Source organism: Billgrantia ethanolica (assembly GCF_021404305.1).
Taxonomy (GTDB): Bacteria; Pseudomonadota; Gammaproteobacteria; order Pseudomonadales; family Halomonadaceae; genus Halomonas; species Halomonas ethanolica.
Window position 1 is genome coordinate 560,392 of the sequence record NZ_JABFTX010000002.1, and the last position, 24,713, is coordinate 585,104.

Consider the following 24,713-nt stretch of genomic DNA (forward strand, 5'->3'; position numbering starts at 1 on the left):
CCGGCGGCGATACCGATGACCCGAAAGCAAGCAGCCTTTCTCTGCATTGCCGAGCAAGAACAACTCAATCAGGAGCTAGCATCATGATCTACGCCAATCCCGGTCAGTCCGGTTCCGTCATCACCTTCGAACAGCGCTACGGCAACTACATCGGCGGCGAGTTCGTTCCGCCCGTCAAGGGCCAGTACTTCGACAACGTCAGCCCGGTCAACGGCGAGGTGTTCTGCCAGATTCCGCGCTCCACCGCCGAGGACATCGACAAGGCGCTGGATGCCGCCCATGCCGCCGCTCCCGCCTGGGGCCGGACCTCCGCCGCCGAGCGCAGCAACATCCTGCTCAAGATGGCCGACCGTATCGAGCAGAACCTGGAGAAGCTCGCCGTCGCCGAGACCTGGGACAACGGCAAGGCGGTGCGTGAGACCCTCAACGCCGACCTGCCATTGGCCATCGACCACTTCCGCTACTTTGCCGGCTGTATCCGCGCTCAGGAGGGCACCGCCGCCGACATCGACGCCAACACCGTCTCCTACCACTTCCACGAGCCGCTGGGCGTGGTGGGGCAGATCATCCCGTGGAACTTCCCGCTGCTGATGGCGGTGTGGAAGCTGGCCCCGGCCCTGGCCGCCGGCAACTGCGTGGTGCTCAAACCCGCCGAACAGACCCCGGCCTCGGTGCTCGAGCTGATGAAGCTGGTCGGCGATCTGCTGCCGCCGGGCGTGGTCAACGTGGTCAACGGCTACGGCGCAGAAGCGGGCCAGGCGCTGGCCACCAGCAAGCGCATCGCCAAGATTGCCTTCACCGGCTCCACCCCGGTGGGTGCACACATCCTCAAGTGCGCCGCCGACAACATCATTCCATCCACCGTGGAGCTGGGCGGCAAGTCGCCCAACATCTACTTCGCCGACATCATGGATGCCGAGCCGGCGTTCATCGAGAAGGCCGCCGAGGGCCTGGTGCTGGCGTTCTTCAACCAGGGCGAGGTATGTACCTGCCCGTCGCGGGCGCTGATCCAGGAAGACATCTACGACGCCTTCATGGCCAAGGTCATGGAACGTGTGGGCAAGATCAAGCGCGGCAACCCGCTGGACACCGACGTGCAGGTCGGTGCTCAGGCCTCCCAGGAGCAGTTCGACAAGATCATGTCCTACATGGACATCGCCCGTGAAGAGGGCGCCGAGTTCCTCACCGGCGGCGACAAGGAGAGCTTCGATCCGGCCTACGACAAGGGCTACTACATCCAGCCGACCCTGCTCAAGGGCAATAACAAGATGCGCGTGTTCCAGGAGGAGATCTTCGGCCCGGTGGTGGCGGTGACCACCTTCAAGGACGAGGCCGAGGCCCTGGCCATCGCCAACGACACCGAGTTCGGTCTCGGCGCCGGCGTGTGGAGCCGCGACATCAACGTCGCCTTCCGCATGGGCCGCGGCATCCAGGCTGGCCGCGTGTGGACCAACTGCTACCACCAGTACCCGGCTCACGCCGCCTTCGGTGGCTACAAGAAATCCGGCGTCGGCCGCGAGACCCACAAGGTAGCGCTCGAGCACTACCAGCAGACCAAGAACCTGCTGGTGAGCTACGACATCAACCCGCTCGGCTTCTTCTGAGCCGGCATGTCGTGAACCACGTCGCCCGGCCCCGCCGGGCGGCGTCCTTCCTCTTTTCGAGAGTGGCCCACCACTCCAGGCCCTGGCGATTGCGTTGATTCCGTCGCTCGGCAACTGCCGTCCGACACGACAGGAGATAAGGAGAGCAAGGCTATGGACAAGACGATGAGAGCCGCCGTGGTGCGCAAGTTCGGCGAACCGCTGGCCATCGAGGAGGTCGAGGTGCCACGTCCCGGCCCCGGCGAGGTGCTGGTCAAGATCGCTGCTTCCGGCGTGTGCCATACCGACCTGCACGCCGCCCACGGCGACTGGCCGGTCAAACCCAACCCGCCTTTCATTCCCGGCCACGAAGGCGTGGGCCACGTCGCCGCCGTCGGTGCCGGGGTCAAGCACCTCAAGGAGGGCGACCGTATCGGCGTGCCCTGGCTGCACTCCGCCTGTGGCCACTGCGAGCACTGCCTGGGCGGCTGGGAAACCCTGTGCGAGTCGCAGCAGAACACCGGCTATTCGGTGAATGGCGGCTTCGCCGACTATACCCTGGCGGTGGCGGACTATGCCGGTCACCTGCCGGACAACGTCGGCTTCGTCGAAATCGCCCCGGTGCTGTGCGCCGGCGTCACCGTCTACAAGGGGCTCAAGGTCACCGACACCCGCCCTGGCCAGTGGGTGGTCATCTCGGGCATCGGCGGCCTGGGTCACATGGCAGTGCAGTACGCCAAGGCCATGGGGCTCAACGTGGCCGCCGTGGACATCGACGACGCCAAGCTGGCGCTGGCCGAGCGTCTGGGGGCCAGCGTCACCGTCAACGCCGCCAAGGCCGACCCGGTGGCCTATCTCAAGAAGGCCATCGGTGGCGCCCATGGCGTATTGGTCACGGCGGTGTCGCCCAAGGCCTTCGAGCAGGCCCAGGGCATGGTGCGCCGCGGCGGCACGATCTCGCTCAACGGCCTGCCGCCCGGCGACTTCCCGCTGCCGATCTTCGAGACCGTGCTCAACGGTATCACCGTACGTGGCTCCATCGTCGGCACCCGTCAGGACCTTCAGGAGTCGCTCGACTTCGCCTGCGAGGGCAAGGTCAAGGCCACGGTGAGTACCGACCGACTGGAGAACATCAACGCCGTCTTCCAGCGTCTTCACGAAGGCAAGATCGAAGGCCGAGTGGTGCTCGATTTGGCCAGCTGAAAGATTGCTCTCTCGTCGCCTGAGCTGGCGGCGTTCAGGCGCGACTCCGGTCGCGCCTTTTTTTTCCCACCCCTAGCAGCTCGGCTTCACTTCGACGACGCAAGAGCACGTCCCATCCCACGGCGATTGCCAGCAGCAGGAAACCGCTCAGCTCCAGCGCCATGGCGTAATCGACGAACAGAGCATACAGCACGAGCCCGGCACCGATGCTGCCCGCCAGAACGGGGCCGACAGCGTGATGCCGTCGGATGCCGCCGGCCACGACCGCCAGGGTCAGCACGACCAGGGCGGCAATGGTACCGGCCCACAGGCCTTCGTCGAGGGTCAGGTGAACGCCCAGCAGCGGCAGCAGGGCCACCAGTGCCAGGGTGCCGTAGCAGCTCAACAGGGCCAGCAGCCAGGCCAGCATTCCAAGCAAGCCCCGGCGATACCACAGTCGCAGCCAGCGTCGCGGATCGAGACGACGCCACCAGCGCTGAAGCCAGGCGGGTCTGTGAGCACCACGGCGCATGCCGATTTCGACGGAGTGCGCGCCGAAGCCGGCGGCGATCTCACGGGTCTGGGCGCTGGGGCTCAGCGCAAAGTAGTCATGACTGCCGACGATGGTGACGTCCTCGAAGCCGGCTTCCTCGAACAGTGCCAGCAGTTCCTCCTTCACCGTGGCGCCCACCACGCACTCCACCCACAGGCGTGGGTCTTCATGGCAGTCCACCGACACCGGGCGATGGATCACCACGTCGGCAAGCTGTACGCGACCGTGGGGTTTGAGTACGCGAAACATCTCGGCAATGGCAAGGCGCTTGTCCGGCACCAGGTTGAGCGCGCCGTTGCTGGTGATACTGTCGATGCTGGCGTCCGGTAGCGGCAGCTGTTCGGCGGAGCCTTGAACCACGGCCAGGTGATCGATGGCGTGGCGCTCGGCGGCTTGCTGAAGCCGGCGGGTCATGGCGACCGTCAGGTCGAGGGCGATGACATGTCCCTGGGGGCCGGTCAGTTGGCGCGCGATCAGGGCGTCACCGCCCGCCCCGGCGCCGATGTCCAACACCCGGTCGCCGCGGCGGATGGCTTCGGCGCGAAACGGGCAGCCGACGCCGGCAAAGGCATCGCTGACCTCGGTGGGCAGGGTGGCCAGCCGCTCGGGGGCATATCCCAGCCGGCGGCTGGCGTCGGCACCGACCGGAAAGTGAAAAGGTGAGGCGGGTCGATCTGCCACGGCGGTATACATCTGCTGCACCGCGGTCAGGATCTGGGGGCGGGAGTAACCGAGTATGGCCACCATGCTGCGTTCTCCTCACGGGTCCATGCCGGTGTCGGACTCGTCGTAGCCGTCGAGCAGGGTCCTGATGCGCTGGTGTAGCCGAGGCGGGGCTTTCGCCGTGGCGGTGGCTGCCACCCGGTCACGCAGTCGACGTTCGAACTCGGCCCGCGTGAAACAATCGCGGCAGCGTGCCAGATGCCATTCGATATCGGTCGCTTCCTGCGAATCGAGCTCCCGGTCGAGGTAGTCGAAGAGTCGTTCGATGACCTCTTCGCAGCTCATTGCCCTGGGATTCATTCTCGTGTCCCTCCCTCATTTTTGCCGAGCACAACGCCTGCTTCCCTGGCCTGGTCCCAAAGCATCTTCTGCAAACGGGAGCGTGCCCGGCTCAATCGCGAGCGCACGGTGCCTACCGGAATGCCGAGCAGTCTCGCGACTTCTTCATACGTATAGCCCTGCACCTCGACCAGCACAATCGTCACCCGATAGGCATCGGGCAGCGCATCGAGGGCCCGCTCGAGGTCCTCCTGTAGCAGGCCGTTGAAGAACTGCTCTTCGAGGCTTCCCCACCACAGCAGAAAGGGCTGATGCAGCTGCTGGAAAAGCGTGAAGCTGGCGCTGTCGAGTTCGCTGGGTTCGGTGATGTCGGCACTGGCACTCTGCGGGCGGCAGCGACGCCGTCGCCACTCGCTGATGAAGGTGTTGGTGAGAATATGAAACAGCCAGCCTTCGAAGCGCTGGGGGTCTTGCAGCCGGCCGAGCTGGGTCCAGGCCTTGGCCACGGCCTCGGCAACGACATCCTCGGCATCGACGGGGTTGCGGGTCAGTCGCAGCGCCGTGCCGTATAGGCGGTCCAACAGCGGCGCCAGGCGCCGCTCGAACCACTTCCGCCGACTGGCGACATCGTCGAAGCGCATGATCGTTCCCGTGGCAAGCGGGCTTCCGGCGATGGGCGAAGCCCCCGGCTGGCAGGGCAAGGAACCGGCCATTGTCATGGCGATACCTCTTGAAGCTTGGCTCGCTCGCCCCTGCTGGGCAAGCGCACATCGCCAGGACGCGTCATCCCCACGTTCGGTTCCCATGGGAACCCTTTTTCCGTGCGCTGCGTCCTGGCCGTACGGCACCAGGCGGTGCCGTCCATATCAGCCGAACAGGAGCAAGCGTCATGAGCGACACGACTAATACAGCGGCCGCCAGCGTGGACCGCCGGGAGCTGGAGGAGCGCGTCAAGGCGATGTATCGCGAGGTGGCCGAAGCGCCCGCAGGAGAGTTCCATTTCGAGATGGGGCGCCCTCTGGCCGAGCGGCTCGGATACGATCCGCTAGGCCTGGACCGGATCCCGGCGGCGGCTATCGCCTCCTTTGCAGGGGTGGGCCATTTTCACGATCTGGCTGCCATACAGCCCGGCGAGACGATACTCGACCTCGGTAGCGGCTCCGGCATGGACAGCCTGCTGGCGGCACTGGCCACGGGGCCGGGCGGACAGGTGCTGGGGCTCGACATGACCGAGGCCCAACGCGGAAAGGCCGAGCGGCTGGCGCGCGAAGCCGGCTTCGAGCAGGTCACCTTTCATGCCGGCTACATCGAGTCGCCGCCCTTCGCCGATGCCAGCGTCGATGTGGTGATCAGCAATGGCGTGATCAACCTCTCCGCCGACAAGGCCAAGGTGTTTGCCGAGGCGGCGCGGGTGCTGCGCCCCGGTGGACGCCTGGCGCTGGCCGACATCGTCACCGAAACGGCGCTACCCCAGAGCGTCTCCTGCAATGCCACGCTCTGGGCCGCCTGCATCGGTGGCGCCCTGCAGCAGGATGCCTATCGTGCAGCCATCGAGGCGGCCGGGCTGCAGATCGAGGTCTGGCGCGAGCATCCCGAGTACCGCTTCCTGACCGCGTCGGCCCGGGCGGCCTGCGCTACCTACGGGGTCAAGAGCATCTCGCTGCTGGCGATCAAGCGCTGAGTAGCGGGATCTTCATATCGAAGAGGAGTGAAACCATGAAACCGATCATCACGCCCATCGCACTGGCCTTTGGATTGGCTGCGGTCCTTCCTCTCTGGGCACTCGCCCAGGACAACGCCTTGCCGGAGGGATTCGCGACCTCACCGGTGTTGAAGACGACCGTGACCCGCGATGGCGATACCATCGCTTGGCCGGAGGGGACGCCCGAGATCGTCTCCGTGATCGGTACCATCGAGCCGGGCGGCAGGACGCCACTGCATCAACACCCGGTGCCCGTCTATGTCTTCGTGCTCGAAGGTGAGGTGGAGCTGCGCACCGAGGGTGGCGATCCTCATGTGTACGGCACGGGAGAGGCCTATGTCGAAGCGCTCAATCGCGATCACCAGCTCTTCAACGTGAGCGACAGCGATGCCAGGATTCTGGTGGTGTTCGCCGCAGCGGAGGGGCAGCCCACCACGGTGGCCGGCGAGTGACCGCTGTGGCAGTTGTCGCGGGGGAGGCGACCCCGCGACAACTGCACTGGATGGTAACGTGCAGGGTGGTGCCTGTCGGGGCGGTGCTGTTGCAGTCGTGAGATAGCGCGCTAGCATGGCGGAAACCCCGCACGAGGAACGCCATCATGTGGCATCAGCAGGAACTGCGCCTGGCGCCGCGCTCGCGCGGCTTTCATCTGATCACCGACGAGATCGCCACAGCGCTGGCCGAATTGCGCGAGGTGAAGGTCGGCCTGCTGCATCTGCAGCTGCTGCACACCTCGGCCTCGCTGACCCTCAACGAGAACGCGGACCCGGACGTGCGTCACGACCTCGACGCTTTCCTGCGCGAGCGCATCCCGGGGGATCTGCCCTATTTCCGCCACACCCTGGAGGGACCGGACGACATGCCCGCCCACGTCTGCGCCAGCCTGCTCGGCACCCAGTTGACCCTGGCGGTGCGCGACGGCCGCCTGGCGCTGGGCACCTGGCAGGGCATCTGGCTCGGCGAGCACCGTGACCACGGCGGCGCGCGGCGGCTGATCGCCACGTTGCAGGGCGAGTAGCGAGCTTCAAGCGGCCGGTGCGGCCAGCCACTGCTCCGCCAGTCGCCGGGCCTGGGCGGGCTGGCGCACGGCGGCCAGGTGCCCGGCCTGACGCTTGACGCCGGCACGCTTGAGTTTGAGCACCATGCGTGCCGGCATGCCGATGAAGATCAGCCCCACCTGGCGCGCACTCAGCTCCTCGACCAGCGACTGCAGGGCGACGATGGCCGTGGCATCCAGGCTCGGTACGTCGCGCATGTCGAGCATCACCACCCGTACGTCGGGGTCCACCACGCGCAGCGACGATACGGCCTTCTCCGCGGCACCGAAGAACAGCGGCCCGTTGATGTCGTAGAGCGCCACCTGGCGCGGCAGGTCGCGGCTCTCCTCGTCCAGGCCCGGTTCCAGGCGGCGCGCATGGGTCAGGTGAGCCATGCGGCGAATGAACAGCGCCGCGGCAAGGCCGATGCCGACCGCCACCGCCAGCACCATGTCGAACACCACCGTGAGCAGGAAGCAGATCACCAGAATGGCGACGTCGCTGCCCGGCGCGCTCTTCAAGGTGTGCATGAAGTGGCGCGCCTCGCTCATGTTCCAGGCGATGATGAACAGCAGCGCTGCCAGCGCCGCCATCGGCACCAGGGCCAGCACGCCCGCCAGCGCCACCACCGCCAGCAGCACGACCAGCGCATGGATCACCGCGGCCAGCGGCGAGAAGGCGCCGCTGCGCACGTTGGTGGCCGTCCGCGCCAGCGCCGCGGTGGCGGTGATGCCGCCGAAGAAGGGGGCGGCAATGTTACCCAGCCCCTGGCCGATCAGTTCGGCATTGGGGTCGTGGCGGGTGCGCGTCAGGCCGTCGGCCACCACCGCGCAGAGCAGCGACTCGATGGCCGCCAGCATGGCGATGGCCAAGGCCGGGCCGAGCAGCTCGCGGATCAGCGCGAAATCCACCGTGAGCGGCAGACCGTCCGGCCCCGGCAGGCGCCAGGGCAGCACCAGCCCGGGGGCGAAGGGCGGAATGCCGCTGCCGCTCTGGCCCTGGTATTCCCAGCTGAAACGCGACGCGATGGTCTCGACTTCCATGCCCCACCAGGTGGCGGCCAGGGCAACCAATGTGCCCACCGCCAGGCCCACCAGCGGCGCCGGCACCGGCAGCTTCAAGCGCGGCCACAGGATCAGCGTGGCCAGCGTGATCAGCCCAATACCCAGATCGGCCGGCGCCACCCCCGGCGCGGCGCGTACGATGGCGGCGAGATTGTGCAGCGTGCTGTCGCCGAGTTCGACGCCGTCGAGCCCGAGAAAGTCGGGCAGTTGCAGCAGCGCGATCACCACGGCGATGCCGGCGGTGAATCCGAGCACCACCGGATAGGGCACGAACTGAATCAGGTTGCCCAATCGCGCCAGCCCCAGCGCCACCAGGATCAGCCCTGCCATCAGCGTGGCGATCAGCAGCCCGCCGAGCCCATGACTGGCGACGATGGGGAACAGGATGACCACGAAGGCGGCGGTGGGTCCGGAGATGTTGAACCGCGAGCCGCCGGTGAGGGCGATGATGGCGCCGGCCACGATGGCGGTATACAGGCCGTGTTGTGGCGGCACACCGGTGGCGATGGCCAGGGCCATGGAGAGCGGCACCGCGACGATACCGATGGTCAGACCGGCCAGCAGGTCGCGCTTGAGCTCGGCCAGGCCGTAGCCCGCCCGCCAGGCGGCGAGCAGCGCGCTGCCGGGCAGGGGGAATCGAAAACCGGATGGGAGGCGGGAGCGGGCCATGGCGATACCGAGAGAGGTGCAAGGTAACGATAACGTTACTCCTGCATATTGCGACGCCACAAGGCGGCAAACGTCTATTCCCCAAAAGAGAACGGCGACACCCTAAGGTGTCGCCGCGCTAGGTCAAGCGAGCCGGTCAGGCCGGGCTGGCGTCCGCCGGCGGCTCGCCTACCGCCCCCGGCATGGCCTGCACGCCACCGCCCTGGTCGGCCAGGGCCAGGAAATGCAGATGGCGCTCGTACTCCGAGAGCACGTCGGCGATCACCTGGCCGCGGGTGAAGCCGTTGAGATCCTTCTCCTGGCCGCCCTCGGCCAGATAGACGTCGAGCCGCACATAGTAGTCGTCGTCCGCCGGCAGGAAGCTCGGTGTACGCATGCGGTGCGGACATACTTGATAGACGAAGCTGGCAGCATTCTCCAGGTCCACCTGCAGGGTCAGGCAGGGCAGCGCCTCGCCTTCGAGCTGCTCCTCGCTCACGTTGGCCTCCTGGCCGCGGCTTTCGAGTTCCTGGGCGAACTGCGTCAGCGCCGGGCGAATGGCGTGCTCGATGGTGGCAGCGGCGCCGGCGCGGGTAGAGGTGTCCAGGGCGCGGTCGAGACGCTCGCGCCAGTCGCCGCCCGGGGCGGTGCCGGCGATGCGGCGGCGCGCTTCGGCCTTGTTGCCCTCCAGCTTCAGCGCCTTGTACATGCCGAGCATGATGGCGAATATCACCAGCGAGAAGGGCAGGGCGGTGATCACCACCGCGCTCTGCAGCGCCGCCAGGCCACCCGCCATGAGCAGTGCCACCGTTACAAGACCGATCACCGCCGACCAGAAGATGCGCAGCCTGATCGGGGCGTCGTGGTTCACGTCGGACAGGATCGAGGTGAAGTTCGCCAGTACCAGCGCGCCGGAGTCGGCCGAGGTGATGAAGAAAACGATGCCGAGCACGGTCACTACCGCGGCGGTGATGCCGACCCAGGGGTAGTATTCGAGCAGCGTGTACATGGTGGTCTGCGGAGTGTTCAGGGCCTGTTCGCCGAGCTCGACGACGCCCTGGTTGGCCACCAGTTCAATGCCGCTGTTACCGAACACCGACATCCACACCATCATGAACGCCAGCGGAATGCCCAGTGCCCCGGCGACGAACTGGCGGATGGTGCGACCGCGCGAGATGCGTGCCAGGAACAGGCCGACGAAGGGCGTCCAGGCGATCCACCAGCCCCAGAAGAAGATCGTCCACCACATCTTCCACTCGTTGGCCTCGTCGCCGGCGAAGGCGTAGGTGTTGAAGCTCATGGCCACGAAGCTGGAGAGGTAGTCGCCGGCGTTGTTCACCGCCATGTCGAGCAGCTGCAGGGTGTGGCCCTGGAACAGCACGAACAGCAGCAGCGCGAGCGCCAGCAGCATGTTGAACTCCGACAGCCGGCGGATGCCCTTCTCCACCCCGCTGACCACCGAGATGGTGGCGAGTACCACCACCAGTGCGATCAGGATCACCTGCACCGAGAGGCTCTCGGGCACGTCGAACATATAGGCCAGGCCGTAGTTGAGCTGCATCACACCGATGCCGAGGCTGGTGGCGATACCGAACACGGTGGAGATCACCGCGGTGATGTCCACGGCGTTGCCGATGGGGCCGTGGATGCGCTTGCCCAGCAGCGGGTAGAGTGCGCTGCGGATGGCCAGCGGCAGGCGGTGGCGATAGCTGAAGTAGGCCAGCGCCATGCCCATCAGCACGTAGAGCCCCCAGCCGGAAAGCCCCCAGTGCATGAAGGTCTGGACCACGGCGGCGCGCATGGCCTCCTGGCTTTCGGGCGCCAGGTCGGGCGGGGCCAGATAGTGAGCCACCGGCTCGGCGACGCTGAAGAACAGCAGGTCGATGCCGATGCCGGCGGCGAACAGCATGGCCGCCCAGGAGAGCGTCGAGAACTCCGGCCGCGAGTGATCGGGACCGAGGCGTATGCGGCCGAAGCGCGACATGCCGATGGCGATCACGAAGACCAGGTAGGCCAGCACCGCCAGCATGTAGTACCAGCCGAAGGTTTCGCTGACCCAGGCCAGGCCGGCATCGAAGAAGGCACCGGCCTGGTCGGTGAAGGTCATGGTGAGGACGAGAAAGACCAGTATGCCGGCCATCGAGCCGTGGAAGACCACGGGGTTGAGCCGATCGCGACGCTCGCTGGATAGGTTCTGCGCCATGTAGGCGAACTCCTTTCCGAAGTGAATGAACCCTTCCGCCATTCCCTGTCGAGACGTGCTCTGGATTGTTCCTCACAATCGAAAGCACGCCTGAGGACCACTCAATGTTTCAGACCTGACGGGACCGTCGGCGACTACCGAAGCCGAAAGTGATCGTTCGTACGCCGCTGTGGCGGGATTGGAATGATGGCGTCAGGGCTGACAACTTCATGGCGGAAGGCCGCTCTTATTTTTGAATGAACGTTCAAATAAAATACGCGCTTTGCCTGTGCCCTTCAACCCTGCGTTAACAGATTCAGGCGAAACGTTAACTGAGCCTACGTAAAGTTCGCTTGCAGGCTTACTTACCCCAGCTATACCTGATGTAACCGACTGCAAGTCAGGGAACATGCACGCTATGCCAGTATCGGCATGGATGCTTTCGGGAAGACCGCTCGGACCGATGCCGGCTCGAGCGGGTAAGCAGTACAACGATAACGATTGTTTCCGGAGTATCTGATGGCTCATAAAAAGAAAGCGCCCGCGGCCCAGGCCGGCGGGCAGAGCACCAGCGAGAGCAAATCCACCACCGACACCTCACGTCGTCGTTTTCTCACGGGATCGGCAGCGGCCGTGGGGGCCGGGGCAGCCGCCGCGGTGGGTTTCCCCAGCATCGCCGTGGCCCAGACCACCACGCTGCGTTTCCAGAGTACCTGGCCCAACCAGGATATCTTCCATGAGTTCGCCGCCGACTACGTGCGCATCGTCAATGAGATGTCCGGCGGTCGTCTGCGGCTCAACCTGCTGCCGGCCGGTGCCGTGGTGGGGGCGCTGCAGTTGCAGGATGCGGTGATCTCCGGCGCGCTCGACGGCGGCCACGGCGTGACGGCCTATTGGTACGGCAAGCACAAGGCCTTTTCGCTGTTCGGCACGCCACCACCCTTCGGTTGGGATGCCCATCAGTTCCTTGCCTGGTACTGGACCGGCGGCGGCATGGAACTCTACGGCGAGCTGCTGGATATGCTCGAGCTGCCGCTGGTGGGCTACCAGACCGGCCCCATGCCGACCCAGGCGCTGGGCTGGTTCAAGGAACCGATTCGCAGTGCCGACGACCTGCGCGGGCTGAAGTACCGCACCGTGGGCCTGGCGGCCGATCTGATGCGCGAGTTCGGCGCAGCCGTGACCATCATGGGCGGTGGCGACATCGTGCCGGCCATGGACCGTGGCCTGCTCGACGGCGCCGAGTTCAACAACCCCTCGTCGGATCGATTGCTCGGCTTCCCCGACGTCAGCAAGACCTGGATGCTGCGCAGCTATCACCAGGACTGCGAGGCGTTCGAGATCATCTTCAACAAGACCAAGCACGACAGCCTGCCCGAGGAGTTCCAGGCCATTCTGCAGTATGCCGCCAAGGCGGCCTCTTCCGAGATGTACTGGAAGGCCATGGAGCGCTATCCGCGCGATCTCAACGGTATGCGCGAACAGCAGGGGGTGCAGACCTACATCACGCCCAACTCGGTGCTGCAGGCCCAGCTCGAGGCGTGGGACAAGGTGATCGAGAACGAGTCACGCGACGAGTTCTTCAAGAAAGTGGTCGATCATCAGCGGGAATACTGTGATCGCGTCGTGGGTTACCACCTCGAGCACACCACGCCCAAGGAGCCGGCCTACGTGCACTTCTTCGGCAAGTCGCCAACCGATACCTCAACCATCCTGTGAGCTGCCGGGCCTGCGGGCTCGGGTGTCAGTTGCCCGGTGCAGGACGTCACCGGGTTCATGTTCCGCCCTGCGCCGCCCCGATGGGCGGCGCAGGATGGTGAGAGGTGACCATGCGTTTCGTGTTCTTCATCGACCATCTCAGTACCTGGGTGGGCAAGACCTTCGCCTGGGCGATCCTGATCCTCACGCTGGTGGTGAGCTACGAGGTCTTCATGCGCTATGCCATGGGGGCGCCGACCACCTGGGCCTACGACACCAGCTACATGCTCTACGGCACCCTGTTCATGATGAGCGGCGCCTATGCGCTGGCCCATAACGCCCACGTGCGTGCCGACGTGGTGTCGCGCTACTTCCCCATCCGCGTCCAGGCCGGGCTGGAACTCGCGCTCTACCTGCTGTTCTTCTACCCCGGCATCTTCGCGCTGCTGTTCTACGGCTGGGACTTCTTCGCCATCTCCTACCGTCAGAACGAGCACAGCTCCTATACGCCCGGTGGCCCGCCCATCTGGCCCTACAAGTTCGTGATTCCCGCCTGCGCGGCGCTGCTGGCCCTGCAGGGGGTGGCGGAAGTGACCCGCTGCGTGATGTGCCTCATGCATGGCAAGTGGCCGCGTCGGCTGGGTGACGTGGAGGAGATCGCCATTCCCATCAACAAGGAGGCGGAGATCAAGGCCGCCCAGGAACAGTCAGGGGAGCCCCGCCAATGAGCGAGCCGGAAATCGGTATCCTGATGCTGGGCATGCTGATCGTGCTGATCATGCTCGGCTTTCCCATCGCCTTCACGTTGATCGCCATGGGCATCGGCTTCGGCTACTTTGCCATCGGTGACATCATCTTCTCGCTGCTGGTGCAACGCGCCTACGGGGTCATGTCCAACGACGTGCTGATCGCCGTGCCGCTATTCCTGTTCATGGGCTATATGGTGGAGCGGGCCAACATTCTAGACCGGCTGTTCGCCAGCCTGCAGCTTGCCGCTCGCGGCATGCCCGCCTCGCTGGCGGTGGCCAGCCTGATCACCTGTGCGCTGTTCGCCACCGCCACCGGCATCGTCGGGGCCGTGGTGACGCTGATGGGGCTGCTGGCGCTGCCTGCCATGCTCAATGCGGGCTACGACAAGCGCATGTCGAGCGGGGTGATCTGTGCCGGGGGCTGCCTCGGTATCCTGATCCCGCCGAGCATCATGCTGATCCTCTACGGGGCAATGGCGGGCGTCTCGGTGGTACGCCTGTATGCCGCGGCGCTGATTCCCGGGCTGCTGCTGGCGGGGCTCTATATCGTCTACGTGATGGGACGGGCGATGATCAACCCCAAGGTGGCGCCGAAGCTGTCGGCGGAGAAGCTCGACGTGCCCCTGGGTGAGGTCTACTGGGGGCTGCTGACCTCATTCGTGCCGCTGTTCGTGCTGATCATGTCGGTGCTGGGGGCCATCCTCTTCGGTCTGGCCACGCCCCACGAAGCCGCCGGTATCGGCGCGCTGGGTGCCATTCTGCTGGCGGCGGCCTACCGCCAGCTGACCCTGGCACGACTGCGCGAGGCAGTGTTTCTCACTGCGCGCACCAGCGCCATGGTGTGCTGGCTGTTCGTCGGTTCGTGGATCTTCTCCTCGGTGTTCTCGCTGCTCGACGGACACTCGCTGATCGAACACTGGATCAGCGGGCTATCGCTGACGCCGCTGCAGTTCCTGCTGCTCGCCCAGCTGATGATCTTCATCCTCGGCTGGCCGCTGGAATGGACCGAGATCATCATCATCTTCGTGCCGATCTTCCTGCCGCTGCTGCACCTGTTCGGTATAGATCCGCTGTTCTTCGGCGTGCTAGTGGCGCTCAACATCCAGACCTCGTTCCTGACGCCACCCATGGCGATGTCGGCCTTCTACCTGAAGGGCATCTCGCCCAAGGGCATCGAACTCAACGACATCTTCATCGGCATCGCACCGTTCCTGCTGCTGGTGTTCGTGGCCATGTTCATTCTCTACATGGTACCGAGCATCGTGTTCTGGCTGCCGGGGGTGCTCTACAACTGAGCGTGACGAGGGCGCAACGCAGCGGGCCCGGCAAAATGCCGGGCCCGCTCGTGTCACACACCATATCGCAGCCTGGCGATCAGCCGCGGCCGTGATGTTTGTGGCCTTTGTGCTTGCCCTGCTGCATGAAGGCCTTGAGGGCGTCGATCTGCTCTTCGGTGAGCACTTCCGAGAGGGCCTCGTGATGCTCATCGCGCAGTTCCTGCCACGCCTCGCGACGCTCCTCGCGGGAGTCGAACTCCTGATCGCGCAGTTCCTGCATATCGGCATACAGGGATTCGCGCAGTTCGGTCAGCCGCTCGCGCTCTTCGTCGGAAAGCTCCCAGCTGTCGACCAGGGTGGTCAGGCGCTGCTGCATGCTCTGACGACGCTCACCGCCACGCTCGGCGCGGTGCTCCTGGCGCATCTCGCGCTTAGCCTCGCGCAAGGCTTCACGCTGCTCCTCGTCGAGGAGCTCGTCCATGCGCTCGCGGTGCTGCTCGTGCAGCTCGCGCAGCGCCTGCATGTGCTCATTGTGAGCCTCTTCCAGGGCGCTGCGGGTCTCCTCGTCGAGCCCGGCGCGCTCGAACAGGGCCTGACGGCGCTCCTGGAAGCGCTCGTGGCGCTGCTCGTGCCAGCCGCCTTCGCCCTGTCCGGGAGCGGCCACCGCGGCCAGCGACATGGGGGCGATGGCGACGGCGAGCAGGGCGGGCATCAGCATGTTTCGGGTAATGGTACGGCGCATGCGAGTGACTCCTTCACGTTGAGTGGATGCTTGCAGTGTCGTACGGCCCTGTGCAACCAAGTTGCACAAAACGTGCAATGAGTATGGGTTCGGATGCCGATACGGGACAAATGAGCCTCTTTACTCCTCGGGTTGGTATTTGTAGCCCACTCCATAGACCGAGCGGATGATCTCGCGCTCGGGCCAGATGTCGGCGATCTTGCGCCTGAGCTTCTTGACGTGACTGTCCACGGTGCGCTCGGAGACGATGCGATGATCGCGGTACATGCGATCCATCAGCTGGTCGCGGGTGAAGATGCGCCCGGGGGCCTGCATCATCACCTTGAGCAGTTGATACTCCACCGCGGTGAGCCCCAGGTCCTGGCCATCGGCCAGCGCGCGCCAGCCTTCGTCGTCGAGCAAGAGCTGACTGCCGCCGGCCGCAGCGGGGTCGCGAAGCGCCTGGCTGCGCCGCAGCACCGCCTTGACCCGGGCCACCACCTCCCGCGGGCTGAAGGGCTTGCAGATGTAGTCGTCGGCGCCGAGCTCCAGGCCCAGCAGGCGATCGACCTCCTCGACCCGCGCCGTGAGCATGATGATGGCAATGCCGGGCCAGCGCTGGCGAATCTCGCGGCACAGGGTGAGGCCGTCGGTGCCAGGCAGCATCAGATCGAGCAGTACCAGAGCGGGCAGCCGTTCCTCGCCGGCTTGCTCATTCAGCCATGGCAGCACCTGGTCGCCATGGTCGATGTGGCGGGTGGCAAAGCCGCTGCCCTCCAGGTAGTCGGCTACCAGACGGGCGATCTTGGGTTCGTCCTCGACGATCAGCAGAGTGTCGCGCGGGGCGTCGAAGTCATGCATGGGCGCTATTCCTCATGGGGTTCGCTCATCGGCCACCAGAGCGGGAAATTCGAGGGTCCAGCATAACCCACCCAGTGGTGAGGGCGAGGCCTGCATGGTGCCGCCGTGGCTCTTGACCAGCGCGCTGGCGATGGAGAGTCCCAGCCCGCTGCCACCGCTGGCGCGACTGCGCGAGCCCTCGACCCGGTAGAGGCGTTCGGTGAGTCGCTCCAGCGATGCCTCGGGTACGCCGGGCGGGCTGTCCTGCCAGATCACCCGCACTCGCTCGCTATCCTGGGTCAGGCTGACGTCCAACCGGCCCGGCGAGGTGGTGTAGGCACAGCTGTTGTCGAGCAGGTTGGTCCACAGCTGGCGCAGGCGCCGGGTGTCGCCGCGGATCCAGGCCGGGCCCTGGATCGAGGTGGTGAGCGTCATGCCGCAATCCCCGAGCCAGCCGCCGGCTTCCTCGAGGCGCGAGGCCAGGCTGGCTGCCAGGTCGAGCGGTGCCAGCTGCACCTCGAGGGCGCCGGCATCGCTCTGGGAGAGCAGGCGCAGGTCGGCCACCAGGCGCTCGAGCTGGCCTACCTCCTGAGACAGCGAGTGAAGGTTGTCTTCATTGAAGGGACGGATGCCGTCCTGCATGGCCTCGATCTCGCCACGCAGCACCGCCAGCGGCGTGCGCAGTTCGTGGGCGATGTCCGACACCCAGCGCGTGCGCGCCTCGCGGCTGGCCTCCAGGGTGGCGGCCAGCATGTTGAAGTCGCGGGCCAGCCGCGAGAGTTCGTCGCGGCCACGCTCCGGCAGGCGGGCGCTGTAGTCGCCTTCGATCAGGCTGCGTGTGGCCAGCGCCATGCTGCGAGTGCGCCGGCCCAGCCACCAGGCCAGCCCGCCGGCCAGCAGCAGCGAGGCCAGGCCGAGGGAGGCGACGATGATGCCCAGGTTGCGCTGCTGGCGGGAAAGGAAGATGCGGTCCATGCGCGCCATTAGCTGCTGCGGCGGGCGATAGCCCAGGGTGCCGACCCGCTGGCCGCGGTACTCGATCGGTAGCCAGTGGAGTTCCGAAGCCATTTCCTGGTCGTCCGGGGGCAGGCCGATCACCGGCAGGCCCTCGGCATCGTGCAGCACGAAGTCGCGCGCATCGCCCAGGCGGCGCTCGATGCCGTGGGGCGGCTGGCGCTCGCCCGGCCACAGTTGCTGGCGCACCAGCCGCTCCCAGGCCGGCGGCGAGTCGCGCAGCCACTGCCAGCCGCCACGGCGCGCCCACTCCTGACCCAGCCCCTCGGCCAGGGTTTCGGCACGCTGGGTCTGGGTGGTCTCGAGATACTCGAGAAAACCCCGGTCGAGGCTGCGCGACACTGACAGGAACACCAGCCCGGCGATCGCCACGTTGACCGACAGAATGATGACGAACAGCTTGACGCCCAGATGCGAGAACGGGGCGCGGAACAGGCGCGGCCTCATCGGGTCGTCTCCTGAGTGGTCACGGTAGTGGTCAGGCGTCCCCATCGCTCGCGCAATCCCTCCAGCATCAGATAGAGACAGGGTACCAGTACCAGCAGGATCACGGTGGCGAACAGCATGCCGAAGCCCAGCGAGATGGCCATGGGAATCATGAAGCGGGCCTGGCGTGAGGTCTCGAAGATCATCGGGGCAAGCCCCAGGAAGGTGGTCAGGGTGGTCATCATGATCGGACGCAGGCGCCGGGTCGCCGCGGCGACGATCGCCTCGCGGGCGCCGAAGCCTTCGCGCCGGCGCCGGTTGGCGTAGTCGATCAGCACCAGGGCGTCGTTGATCACGACGCCCGAGAGCGCCAGCATGCCCATCAGGCTGATCACCGAGAGGCCGAAGCCCATGATGGCATGGCCGGCCATGGCGCCGATCACGCCGAAGGGGATCGCTGCCAGTACCAGCAGCGGCTGCAGGTAGCTGCGAAACGGGATCGCCAGCAGCGCATAAAGCGCGATCAGTGTCAGCCAGGTGGCCTGGGTGAGAGCCGAGACGTTCTCGGCGGTCTCCTGCTGGCGGCCGCCCAACGTCAGCTCGAGCCCCGGCCAGGCCGCCTGCAGAGCGGGAAACACGTCCGTCTGCAGTGTAGCCACCACCTGGTTGATCTGCGCGTCGCTTTCGGTATCGGCGGTGACGCTGATCTGGCGCCTGCCGTCGACGCGCTGAAGGGTAGTCGCCGCACGGCCGAGGTGGATCTCGGCAATGCGCGCAAGCGGCACCACCTGGCCATCCGGCGTGCGAATCGGCAACTGGTGGAGGTGGCCCAGACTGTCGCGCTCCTCGCTCGGCAGGCGCACCGCCACGCTGATCTCGTGGCGCCCGACGAACTGCTCGATGGCGGTGACGCCCTGCAGCGGGCCGCGCAGCTGCGCGGCCAGGTCGGCGCCGGTGAGACCCAGCGCCCGGCCTTCCGGCGCCAGGCGCAGTTCGAGCTGCGGCTTGCCGTCGGCCAGACCGCTGTCGATGTCGGTCAGGCTTTCGAATTCAGCCAGTTCGTCGGCCAGCCGGGTGGTGGCGGCTTCCAGCGCGCGGCTGTCGGGGTGGGAGAGGCGCAGGGTGAGGCCGGCGCCGGCGCCCGGGCCGCCGAAATCCGACTCGAAGCGCACCGCCTGGGCGCCCATGATGTCGCCGGCCTCTTCGCGCCACTCCCGCGCGACTCGCGACGGCGGCCAGGCGTCGAGGGTGTCGCGCTCGATGGTCAGGCGCACGTTCAGACGGTCGCCATCGATCTGGGCGCGGCTGGCGGCGAAGCGCGGTCCATCGTCGCGTTCGCTCAGCGCCATGGCGGCATCGAGCAGCTGATCGCGAATGCGGCGATCGTCGGCCATGGGGCTGCCCACCGGCAGGGTCACCGTGGCCTGAACCCGGTCGGACTCTACCCGCGGCATCAGCGAGAAGCCCATGCGACCGCTCATGCTCCAGGCGATGGCCAGGGCCAGCACGGCGACGGCCAGGCTCACGGTGAGCAGGCGCTGATTCAGGGCCTGCTGCAGGAACGGCTCGAAGCGCTGCTGGGTGAAATGCGTCAGGCCGTTCTGCAGGGTACGGCGCAGGCGGTCCAGCGGCCTGAGCCAGGGCGCTGGCTCGCGGCCCCCGGCGCGATGGGCCAGGTGCGCGGGCAGGATGAACAGCGCTTCCAGCCACGACACCAGGAACACCGTGACCACCACCACCGGGATGACGGCGAAGATCATGCCCAGGAAGCCCGGCAGGAACAGCAGCGGCATGAAGGCGACGATGTTGGAGAGGATGGCGAAGGAGATCGGCACCGCCATCTCGCGGGCGCCACGCACGGCGGCTTCGCGCAGCGAGTGGCCCTGCTCGCGATAGCTGTGGATGTTTTCGCCCACCATGATGGCGTCGTCGACGACGATGCCCAGTGCGATGATGAAGGCAAACATCGACATCATATTGATCGACACGCCCAGCCACGGTAGGAACAGCATGGCGCCGAGGAAGGCGGTGGGAATGCCCAGGGTGACCCAGAACGCCAGGCGCGCCTCGAGGAACAGCGCCATCAGTACCAGCACCAGGGCCAGGCCCAGCCAGGCGTTCTTCAGCAGCAGGTCGAGGCGGTCGCGGTAGATCTCCGAAGTGTCCTGGGACACGCTCAGATAGACCCCTTCTGGCAGGCCGGCGCGCAGTCGCTCGAGCTGGGCGTGCACGGCGTCAGAAATGCCGATGGGGGTCTGGTTGCCGATCTGGTAGACGTCGAGGCTTAGCGCAGGAGCGCCGTTGTAAAGCACCTCGCGGTCGGTTTCGGCAAAGCCGTCCACCACTCGGGCGATATCCCCCAGGCGCAGCTGGCCGCCGTCGGTGGTGCCGATCAGCGGCAGCTCGGCGAACTCGCGGGCCTCGTCGCGGCGTCCCTGGTAGCGGATCAGCCATTCGCCCTCGGCGGTGGCCAGCCGGCCGCTGGCGAGATCCAGCGCCTCGTCGGCGATGCGCGAGGCCAGTCCGCGATGGTCGAGGCCATGCCGGCGCATCGCTTCTTCGTCGAGCAGGATCTGCACCTCGCGCTCGCGATTGCCCGCCAGCTCCACCCGCGAGACACCGGAGGCGGCTTGCAGCTCGGCGCGCAGATCCTCGGCCACGTCGTGCAGCAGCCGGTCGTCGACCCAGCCATGCACCTGCAGGCTCATCACGCTGCGCGCACGACCGGCAAGGCTGAAGCGCGGCGGGTCGGCGGCGGCGGGCAGGTTGGTGATGGCATTGATCGCCTGCTGGATGTCCTGATAGGCGCGCATCACGTCGACCCCGTCGATCAGGGACAGGGAGACACGCCCGGCGCCCTCGTTGGCGGTGGCGGTCATCTCGTCGATGCCGTCGACGTCGGCCAGGGCTGCCTCCATGGGCAGCAGCAGGCTGCGCTCCACTTCCTCTGGAGTGGCGCCGGGGTAGCCGATCGCCACGTGGACGATCTCCAGCTCGAACTCGGGGAACACTTCCTTCTTGATCGTCATCGACGCCAGCAGGCCACCGACGATCAGCAGCACCATCAGCAGGTTGGGAGCGACGCCGTGATTGACCATCCAGGCGATGGGACCACTGCGCATCATGAGCGGGACTCCCGACGCTCACCGGCAGGGCGTTCGCTGTCGGCGATTCGCGAGCGCAGGCGCATGCCCGTGCGTGGCTGGCCCAACTGCGAGGTGACCACGCGTTCGCCATCCTCGAGGCCATCGGCGATCAGTACTCGCGTCTCACCGCGATGGATCACGCTCACCGTGCGCCGACGCAGACGCTCCTCCTCGTCGAGCAGCCACAGCTCGTCGCCCGGGCGCAGAGCGGCGGCAGGCAGCACGAACAGGTCGTCCTGCGGGCGCGCCTCGAACTCCAGGCGCACCACGTCGCCCAGGCGCAGGGCCGCCGCACCGCTATCGAGGCCCAGCGGGTCGTCGACCGCCACCAGCAGCTGGGCCTGCAGGCCCTGTTCTTCCAGCGCCGGCAGAATCGCGATCACCTTGCCGTGGCGGGTCTCGCCGTCGGACCAGGTCCGTGTCGAGAGCGTCACGGCGCTGCCCGGCCCGTTGGCGTCGGCGGCGTACAGCCAGTCCAGCGCTTCGCCGGGCAGCGAAACGCGAATCCAGAAGCGTGAGACGTCGACCAGATGCAGCAGCTCGGTGCCGTTGTTCACCATGCTGCCGCTGCCCAGCAGGCGGGATTGCACCATCCCGCGCCAGGGGGCGGTGAGGGTGGCCCGCTCCAACTCCAGCCGTGCCCGGTCGCGGGCGGCACGGGCGCGCTCCACTTCGGCCTCGGCCTGACGCAGCTGCGGCTGGCGCAGCACCAGCGCGCGGCGCTCGGCGGAAAGCTCGCGACCGAAGCTGCGATACTCCGTCTCGGCGCGCTGCTGCTCGCCGCGCTCCATGGCCAGTGCCGCCTCGGCCTGGGCCACCGCGGCCTCGGCCTCGCGCAGAGCCAGCCGCAAGTCGGCGTCGTCGAGTCGTGCCAGCACGCTGCCGGCCTCTACCACCCGGCCCGGCAGCGCTTCGTCAGTGAATTCGAGCAGCTCGCCGCTCACGCGGCTGGCCAGGTGCGCCTCGCGCTCGGCGATCACCCGGCCGAAGCCGTGCAGCGACGGTGCCGCCGCCTGACGCTGTGCCAGCACGGTATCCACCAGCGGGGCTGGCGCCTCGACCGGTGCCCGACGCTCGATGCGGGGCGGCTGCGAGACCAGCCACCAGGCCCCGGCCGCGCCTGTCGCCAGCACCAGCACGGCCAGCAGAGCGCCCAAGGACAGGCGCCCCCGTTGACGGTGGCAGGCGCGACCGGGAGTAGACAGGGAGAGCAGAGGGGAGGCTGGCATCGTGGGCTCGCGGCGAAGGGTGGGCCCATGCAGCATCTCGCAAGGCGATGCAGCCAATGGTCATGAAGTGTGCAAGCAACGTGCAAGCGAGCCCGCTATTTAATGACCAGCTCCTAGGAAGCGCTGAACAAGTCGGCGAGCGAGATGAAGCGGCTAGGTTCGTTCCCGACGAACCAACGCACTTCCCACATCCCTGTGGGTCGCAAGGCGCACGGAGCGCAGTACCGAGCGAAGCGACAAACAGCCGTAGGCTGGCCCCGAAGGGGCGAGAAACCGAAGGTTTCGAGTCAACCGGAGCATATGGGGTATATGTGAGGATTCCGACGGTCCGACGCTTCGGCACCGCGCAACGCAGCGATTCGCTCGCGCAGGCATTTGTGCAGTGGTTCCCTTAGGGGCAGGTCTCGCCGAGTATCATTTCGGTCGTCAGCAGGCGTGAGTGGCTCGGCTCCAGGCCCAGGATCATGCGCGCCGCCAGGCGTCCCTTCTCGCTGCTCTCCTGGCGCACCGTGGTCAGCCGTGGCGCCCGGTACTGGCCTTCGGCGATACCGTCGAAGCCGGTCAGACACAGGTCGTCGGGAATGCGCAGGCCGCGCTGCTCGGCCAGGGTCAGGGCGGTCAGGGCGATACGGTCCGACATGCACAGCAGAAGGTCGGGACGCTCGGCATCGGGCAGATCGAGAATCTCCTCGATCACCGGAGCGCACACCTCGAAGGTATTCTCCTCCACGTTCCACATCGGGATCCGCTCGGGATCGAAGCCGTGTTTTTCCAGGGCGCCACGAAAGCCGGCCAGTCGTGAGCGGGTGATGGTGAGATCGGCCGGCAGCAGGGTATGCCCGGCAGTGATGCGGCCGTTGCAGGGTTCACGGGTGAGGCGCAAGTTGACGATGGCCGGTCGCTTGCGAGGGGCGACCGTCAGCGCGTGATCGACGATCTCGAAGCAGGCTGGCTCATTGTCCACGTGCACCGAGGGATGTCCCGCCACGTTGAAGTCGACCGCCACCAGGGCAGCGTGGAGGGGCAGCGAGTCGAACAGCTCGTCGGAGGGCATCAGGCCGTAGACGATGAAGCCGTCGGCCATGCTCGCCGAGTCAGTCAGCTGGCAATTGACCTGCCGAGCGGAGAGCAGCAGCAGGGTATGCCCCTGGCTGTCGAGCACCTCTGCCACACCGGAAAGAAACTCGCTGGAGACGGCATCGTTGAGGCTGTAGGTTAGACTCTCGGCCAGAATCACCGCAATGATGCGTGAACGCCCGGTGCGCAGGCTGCGCGCCTTGGCGTCGGGGCCGCGATAACCCAGCCGCTTGGCCTCGGCGAGGATACGCTCGCGCAGACTGGGCGAGAGCTGATCGGGTCGGTTGAAGGCATTGGATATGGTGGCGGTGGAGACGCCGAGCTCGCGGGCCAGATCCTTGAGAGTGATGCGTCGGGCCGGTGGCGACACGATTATTTTCCTGCTAATGAGTACGGCGCCCAGCATACCGCCCCGGCCGTGGCCGGGACAGTCTCGCCGTTGATTTTTGGAGCGCTACCATGGTCTCAGGCCACGGCGCGTGCGGCCGTGACCGAGAGTGCCTGGCCACCGGCGTCGAACAGGTGAACGTGCTCGGGGTCGGGGACCAGCGTAACGCGCTGTCCGACCCGCCACGCCGTGGGGGCTTCGCCGCGCTGGATCAGCAGGGTCTCGCCCTCCTTGGGCTCGAGATAGACGTAGACCTCGTTGCCCAGGTATTCGACGTTGACGATCTCGAAGCCCTCGCTGCCCTGGGCCTGGGTCAGGCGCAGGTGTTCGGGGCGAATGCCCAGCGTCAATTCCTCTCCCTGGGCATGGCCCGAGGCATCCTGGGGCAGCGTAAGCTCGCTCAGCCCGGTGGCGCCGACCCGGCAGCCGGTGGCATCGGCGCCGATCAGTCGCGCGGGCAGGAAGTTCATCGTCGGTGAGCCGATGAAGCCAGCCACGAACTTGGTCGCCGGGCGCTGATAGAGCTCCTGAGGGCTGCCCACCTGCTCCACGCGACCGCCATTGAGCACCACGATCTTGTCTGCCAGGGTCATCGCCTCGACCTGGTCGTGAGTGACGTAGACCATGGTTGAGCCGAGGCGCTTGTGCAGGCGGGCGATCTCGTTGCGCATTTGTACCCGCAGCGAGGCGTCAAGGTTCGAGAGCGGCTCGTCGAACAGCAGGATGCGCGGCTCCCGGGCCATGGCGCGGCCCATGGCCACGCGCTGGCGCTGGCCGCCGGAGAGCGCCTTGGGCTTGCGCTCGAGCAGCTCCTCGAGCTGCAGGATGCGCGCCGTCGCCATCACCCGCTCGTGTACGGTTTCCTTGGCGGTCTTGGCCAGCTTGAGGCCAAAGGCCATGTTCTCGTATACGGTCATGTGCGGGTAGAGCGCGTAGGACTGGAACACCATGCCCACGCCGCGCTCCCGCGGCGGCAGCTCGTTGACCACCTGATTGCCGATGGAGAGCTCGCCGTCGGTGATCGACTCCAGCCCGGCGATCAGGCGCAGCAGGGTGGACTTGCCGCAGCCCGAGGGGCCGACGAAGACCACGAATTCGCCTTCACCGATCGCCAGGTCCACATCCTTGATGATGTGCGTGCTGCCGAAGACCTTGTTGATTTTATCGAGGGTGACGCTTGCCATTCGATCCATCC

At 66.5% G+C, this 24,713-nt stretch carries 20 protein-coding genes; 8 read left to right on the plus strand and 12 right to left on the minus strand.

All coding sequences use genetic code 11. The features are described from left to right. Positions 1-83 precede the first annotated feature (83 nt). The gene (gene exaC / locus HOP53_RS11410) at positions 84-1,604 is read left to right on the plus strand and encodes an acetaldehyde dehydrogenase ExaC (protein ID WP_234270152.1); all 1,521 of its coding nucleotides are present in this window, start codon (positions 84-86) and stop codon (positions 1,602-1,604) included. A gap of 153 nt (positions 1,605-1,757) precedes the next feature. Next, positions 1,758-2,786: an alcohol dehydrogenase AdhP gene (gene adhP / locus HOP53_RS11415; protein ID WP_234270153.1), complete on the plus strand. Its 1,029-nt coding sequence runs from the start codon at positions 1,758-1,760 to the stop codon at positions 2,784-2,786. Positions 2,787-2,820: 34 nt separating this feature from the next. Here adhP and HOP53_RS11420 read toward each other — a convergent pair whose 3' ends face one another. From HOP53_RS11420 to HOP53_RS11430, 3 genes are read right to left on the minus strand one after another with little or no spacing between them, the layout of a single operon-like run. Then, on the minus strand, positions 2,821-4,065 hold the full coding sequence (locus HOP53_RS11420) for a MerC family mercury resistance protein (protein WP_234270154.1): 1,245 nt from the start codon (positions 4,063-4,065) through the stop codon (positions 2,821-2,823). 12 nt (positions 4,066-4,077) lie between these two features. Beyond that, positions 4,078-4,341, minus strand: a complete 264-nt coding sequence (locus HOP53_RS11425; RefSeq protein ID WP_234270155.1) for an anti-sigma factor family protein — start codon at positions 4,339-4,341, stop codon at positions 4,078-4,080. Continuing rightward, the gene (locus HOP53_RS11430; RefSeq protein WP_234270156.1) at positions 4,338-5,039 is read right to left on the minus strand and encodes a sigma-70 family RNA polymerase sigma factor; all 702 of its coding nucleotides are present in this window, start codon (positions 5,037-5,039) and stop codon (positions 4,338-4,340) included. Before HOP53_RS11430 ends, HOP53_RS11425 begins: the two co-directional genes overlap by 4 nt. Positions 5,040-5,209: 170 nt before the next feature. On the opposite strand from HOP53_RS11430, the gene HOP53_RS11435 reads away from it, so the two are divergent. The 3 genes from HOP53_RS11435 (at position 5,210) to HOP53_RS11445 (ending at position 7,040) form a co-directional block, all read left to right on the plus strand. Next, positions 5,210-6,001 (plus strand): methyltransferase domain-containing protein, encoded by a 792-nt coding sequence (locus HOP53_RS11435; RefSeq protein ID WP_234270157.1) that lies wholly within the window; start codon positions 5,210-5,212, stop codon positions 5,999-6,001. A 35-nt stretch (positions 6,002-6,036) separates the two neighbouring features. Next, positions 6,037-6,474, plus strand: a complete 438-nt coding sequence (locus HOP53_RS11440) for a cupin domain-containing protein (protein ID WP_234270158.1) — start codon at positions 6,037-6,039, stop codon at positions 6,472-6,474. Between the two features lie 146 nt (positions 6,475-6,620). Continuing rightward, entirely contained in the window at positions 6,621-7,040 is a 420-nt protein-coding gene (locus HOP53_RS11445; RefSeq protein ID WP_086510107.1) for a secondary thiamine-phosphate synthase enzyme YjbQ, read from the plus strand. Between the two features lie 6 nt (positions 7,041-7,046). Here the strand turns inward: HOP53_RS11445 and dauA are convergent, their stop codons facing one another. Beyond that, positions 7,047-8,792, minus strand: a complete 1,746-nt coding sequence (dauA, locus tag HOP53_RS11450; RefSeq protein WP_234270159.1) for a C4-dicarboxylic acid transporter DauA — start codon at positions 8,790-8,792, stop codon at positions 7,047-7,049. A 136-nt stretch (positions 8,793-8,928) separates the two neighbouring features. Continuing rightward, the gene (betT, locus tag HOP53_RS11455) at positions 8,929-10,974 is read right to left on the minus strand and encodes a choline BCCT transporter BetT (RefSeq protein WP_234270160.1); all 2,046 of its coding nucleotides are present in this window, start codon (positions 10,972-10,974) and stop codon (positions 8,929-8,931) included. Positions 10,975-11,472: 498 nt separating this feature from the next. Here betT and HOP53_RS11460 point away from each other — a divergent pair, with 498 nt between their 5' ends. The 3 genes from HOP53_RS11460 (at position 11,473) to HOP53_RS11470 (ending at position 14,695) form a co-directional block, all read left to right on the plus strand. Next, positions 11,473-12,672: a TRAP transporter substrate-binding protein gene (locus tag HOP53_RS11460; RefSeq protein WP_234270161.1), complete on the plus strand. Its 1,200-nt coding sequence runs from the start codon at positions 11,473-11,475 to the stop codon at positions 12,670-12,672. 110 nt (positions 12,673-12,782) lie between these two features. Beyond that, positions 12,783-13,379 (plus strand): TRAP transporter small permease subunit, encoded by a 597-nt coding sequence (locus HOP53_RS11465; protein WP_234270431.1) that lies wholly within the window; start codon positions 12,783-12,785, stop codon positions 13,377-13,379. After that, positions 13,376-14,695: a TRAP transporter large permease gene (locus HOP53_RS11470; protein ID WP_234270162.1), complete on the plus strand. Its 1,320-nt coding sequence runs from the start codon at positions 13,376-13,378 to the stop codon at positions 14,693-14,695. Before HOP53_RS11465 ends, HOP53_RS11470 begins: the two co-directional genes overlap by 4 nt. Before the next feature lie 79 nt (positions 14,696-14,774). Here the strand turns inward: HOP53_RS11470 and HOP53_RS11475 are convergent, their stop codons facing one another. The 7 genes from HOP53_RS11475 to HOP53_RS11505 all read right to left on the minus strand — a co-directional run bounded on the left by HOP53_RS11475 (position 14,775) and on the right by HOP53_RS11505 (position 24,702). After that, entirely contained in the window at positions 14,775-15,419 is a 645-nt protein-coding gene (locus tag HOP53_RS11475) for a hypothetical protein (RefSeq protein ID WP_234270163.1), read from the minus strand. Positions 15,420-15,539: 120 nt separating this feature from the next. Further along, a complete protein-coding gene (locus HOP53_RS11480; RefSeq protein WP_234270164.1) occupies positions 15,540-16,259 on the minus strand; it encodes a response regulator in 720 nt (239 codons plus the stop codon). Between the two features lie 12 nt (positions 16,260-16,271). Beyond that, complete coding sequence (locus HOP53_RS11485; RefSeq protein ID WP_234270165.1) at positions 16,272-17,699, minus strand: ATP-binding protein; 1,428 nt, start codon at positions 17,697-17,699, stop codon at positions 16,272-16,274. Next, complete coding sequence (locus HOP53_RS11490; RefSeq protein ID WP_234270166.1) at positions 17,696-20,803, minus strand: efflux RND transporter permease subunit; 3,108 nt, start codon at positions 20,801-20,803, stop codon at positions 17,696-17,698. The genes HOP53_RS11485 and HOP53_RS11490 overlap by 4 nt, the downstream gene beginning before the upstream one ends. Beyond that, positions 20,800-22,053 carry an efflux RND transporter periplasmic adaptor subunit gene (locus tag HOP53_RS11495; RefSeq protein WP_234270167.1) on the minus strand — a complete coding sequence of 418 codons (1,254 nt, stop codon included), beginning with the start codon at positions 22,051-22,053 and terminating at the stop codon, positions 20,800-20,802. The genes HOP53_RS11490 and HOP53_RS11495 overlap by 4 nt, the downstream gene beginning before the upstream one ends. Positions 22,054-22,444: 391 nt before the next feature. Beyond that, complete coding sequence (locus HOP53_RS11500) at positions 22,445-23,500, minus strand: LacI family DNA-binding transcriptional regulator (RefSeq protein WP_234270168.1); 1,056 nt, start codon at positions 23,498-23,500, stop codon at positions 22,445-22,447. Between the two features lie 95 nt (positions 23,501-23,595). After that, positions 23,596-24,702 carry an ABC transporter ATP-binding protein gene (locus tag HOP53_RS11505; RefSeq protein WP_234270169.1) on the minus strand — a complete coding sequence of 369 codons (1,107 nt, stop codon included), beginning with the start codon at positions 24,700-24,702 and terminating at the stop codon, positions 23,596-23,598. Between the last annotated feature and the right edge of the window lie 11 nt (positions 24,703-24,713).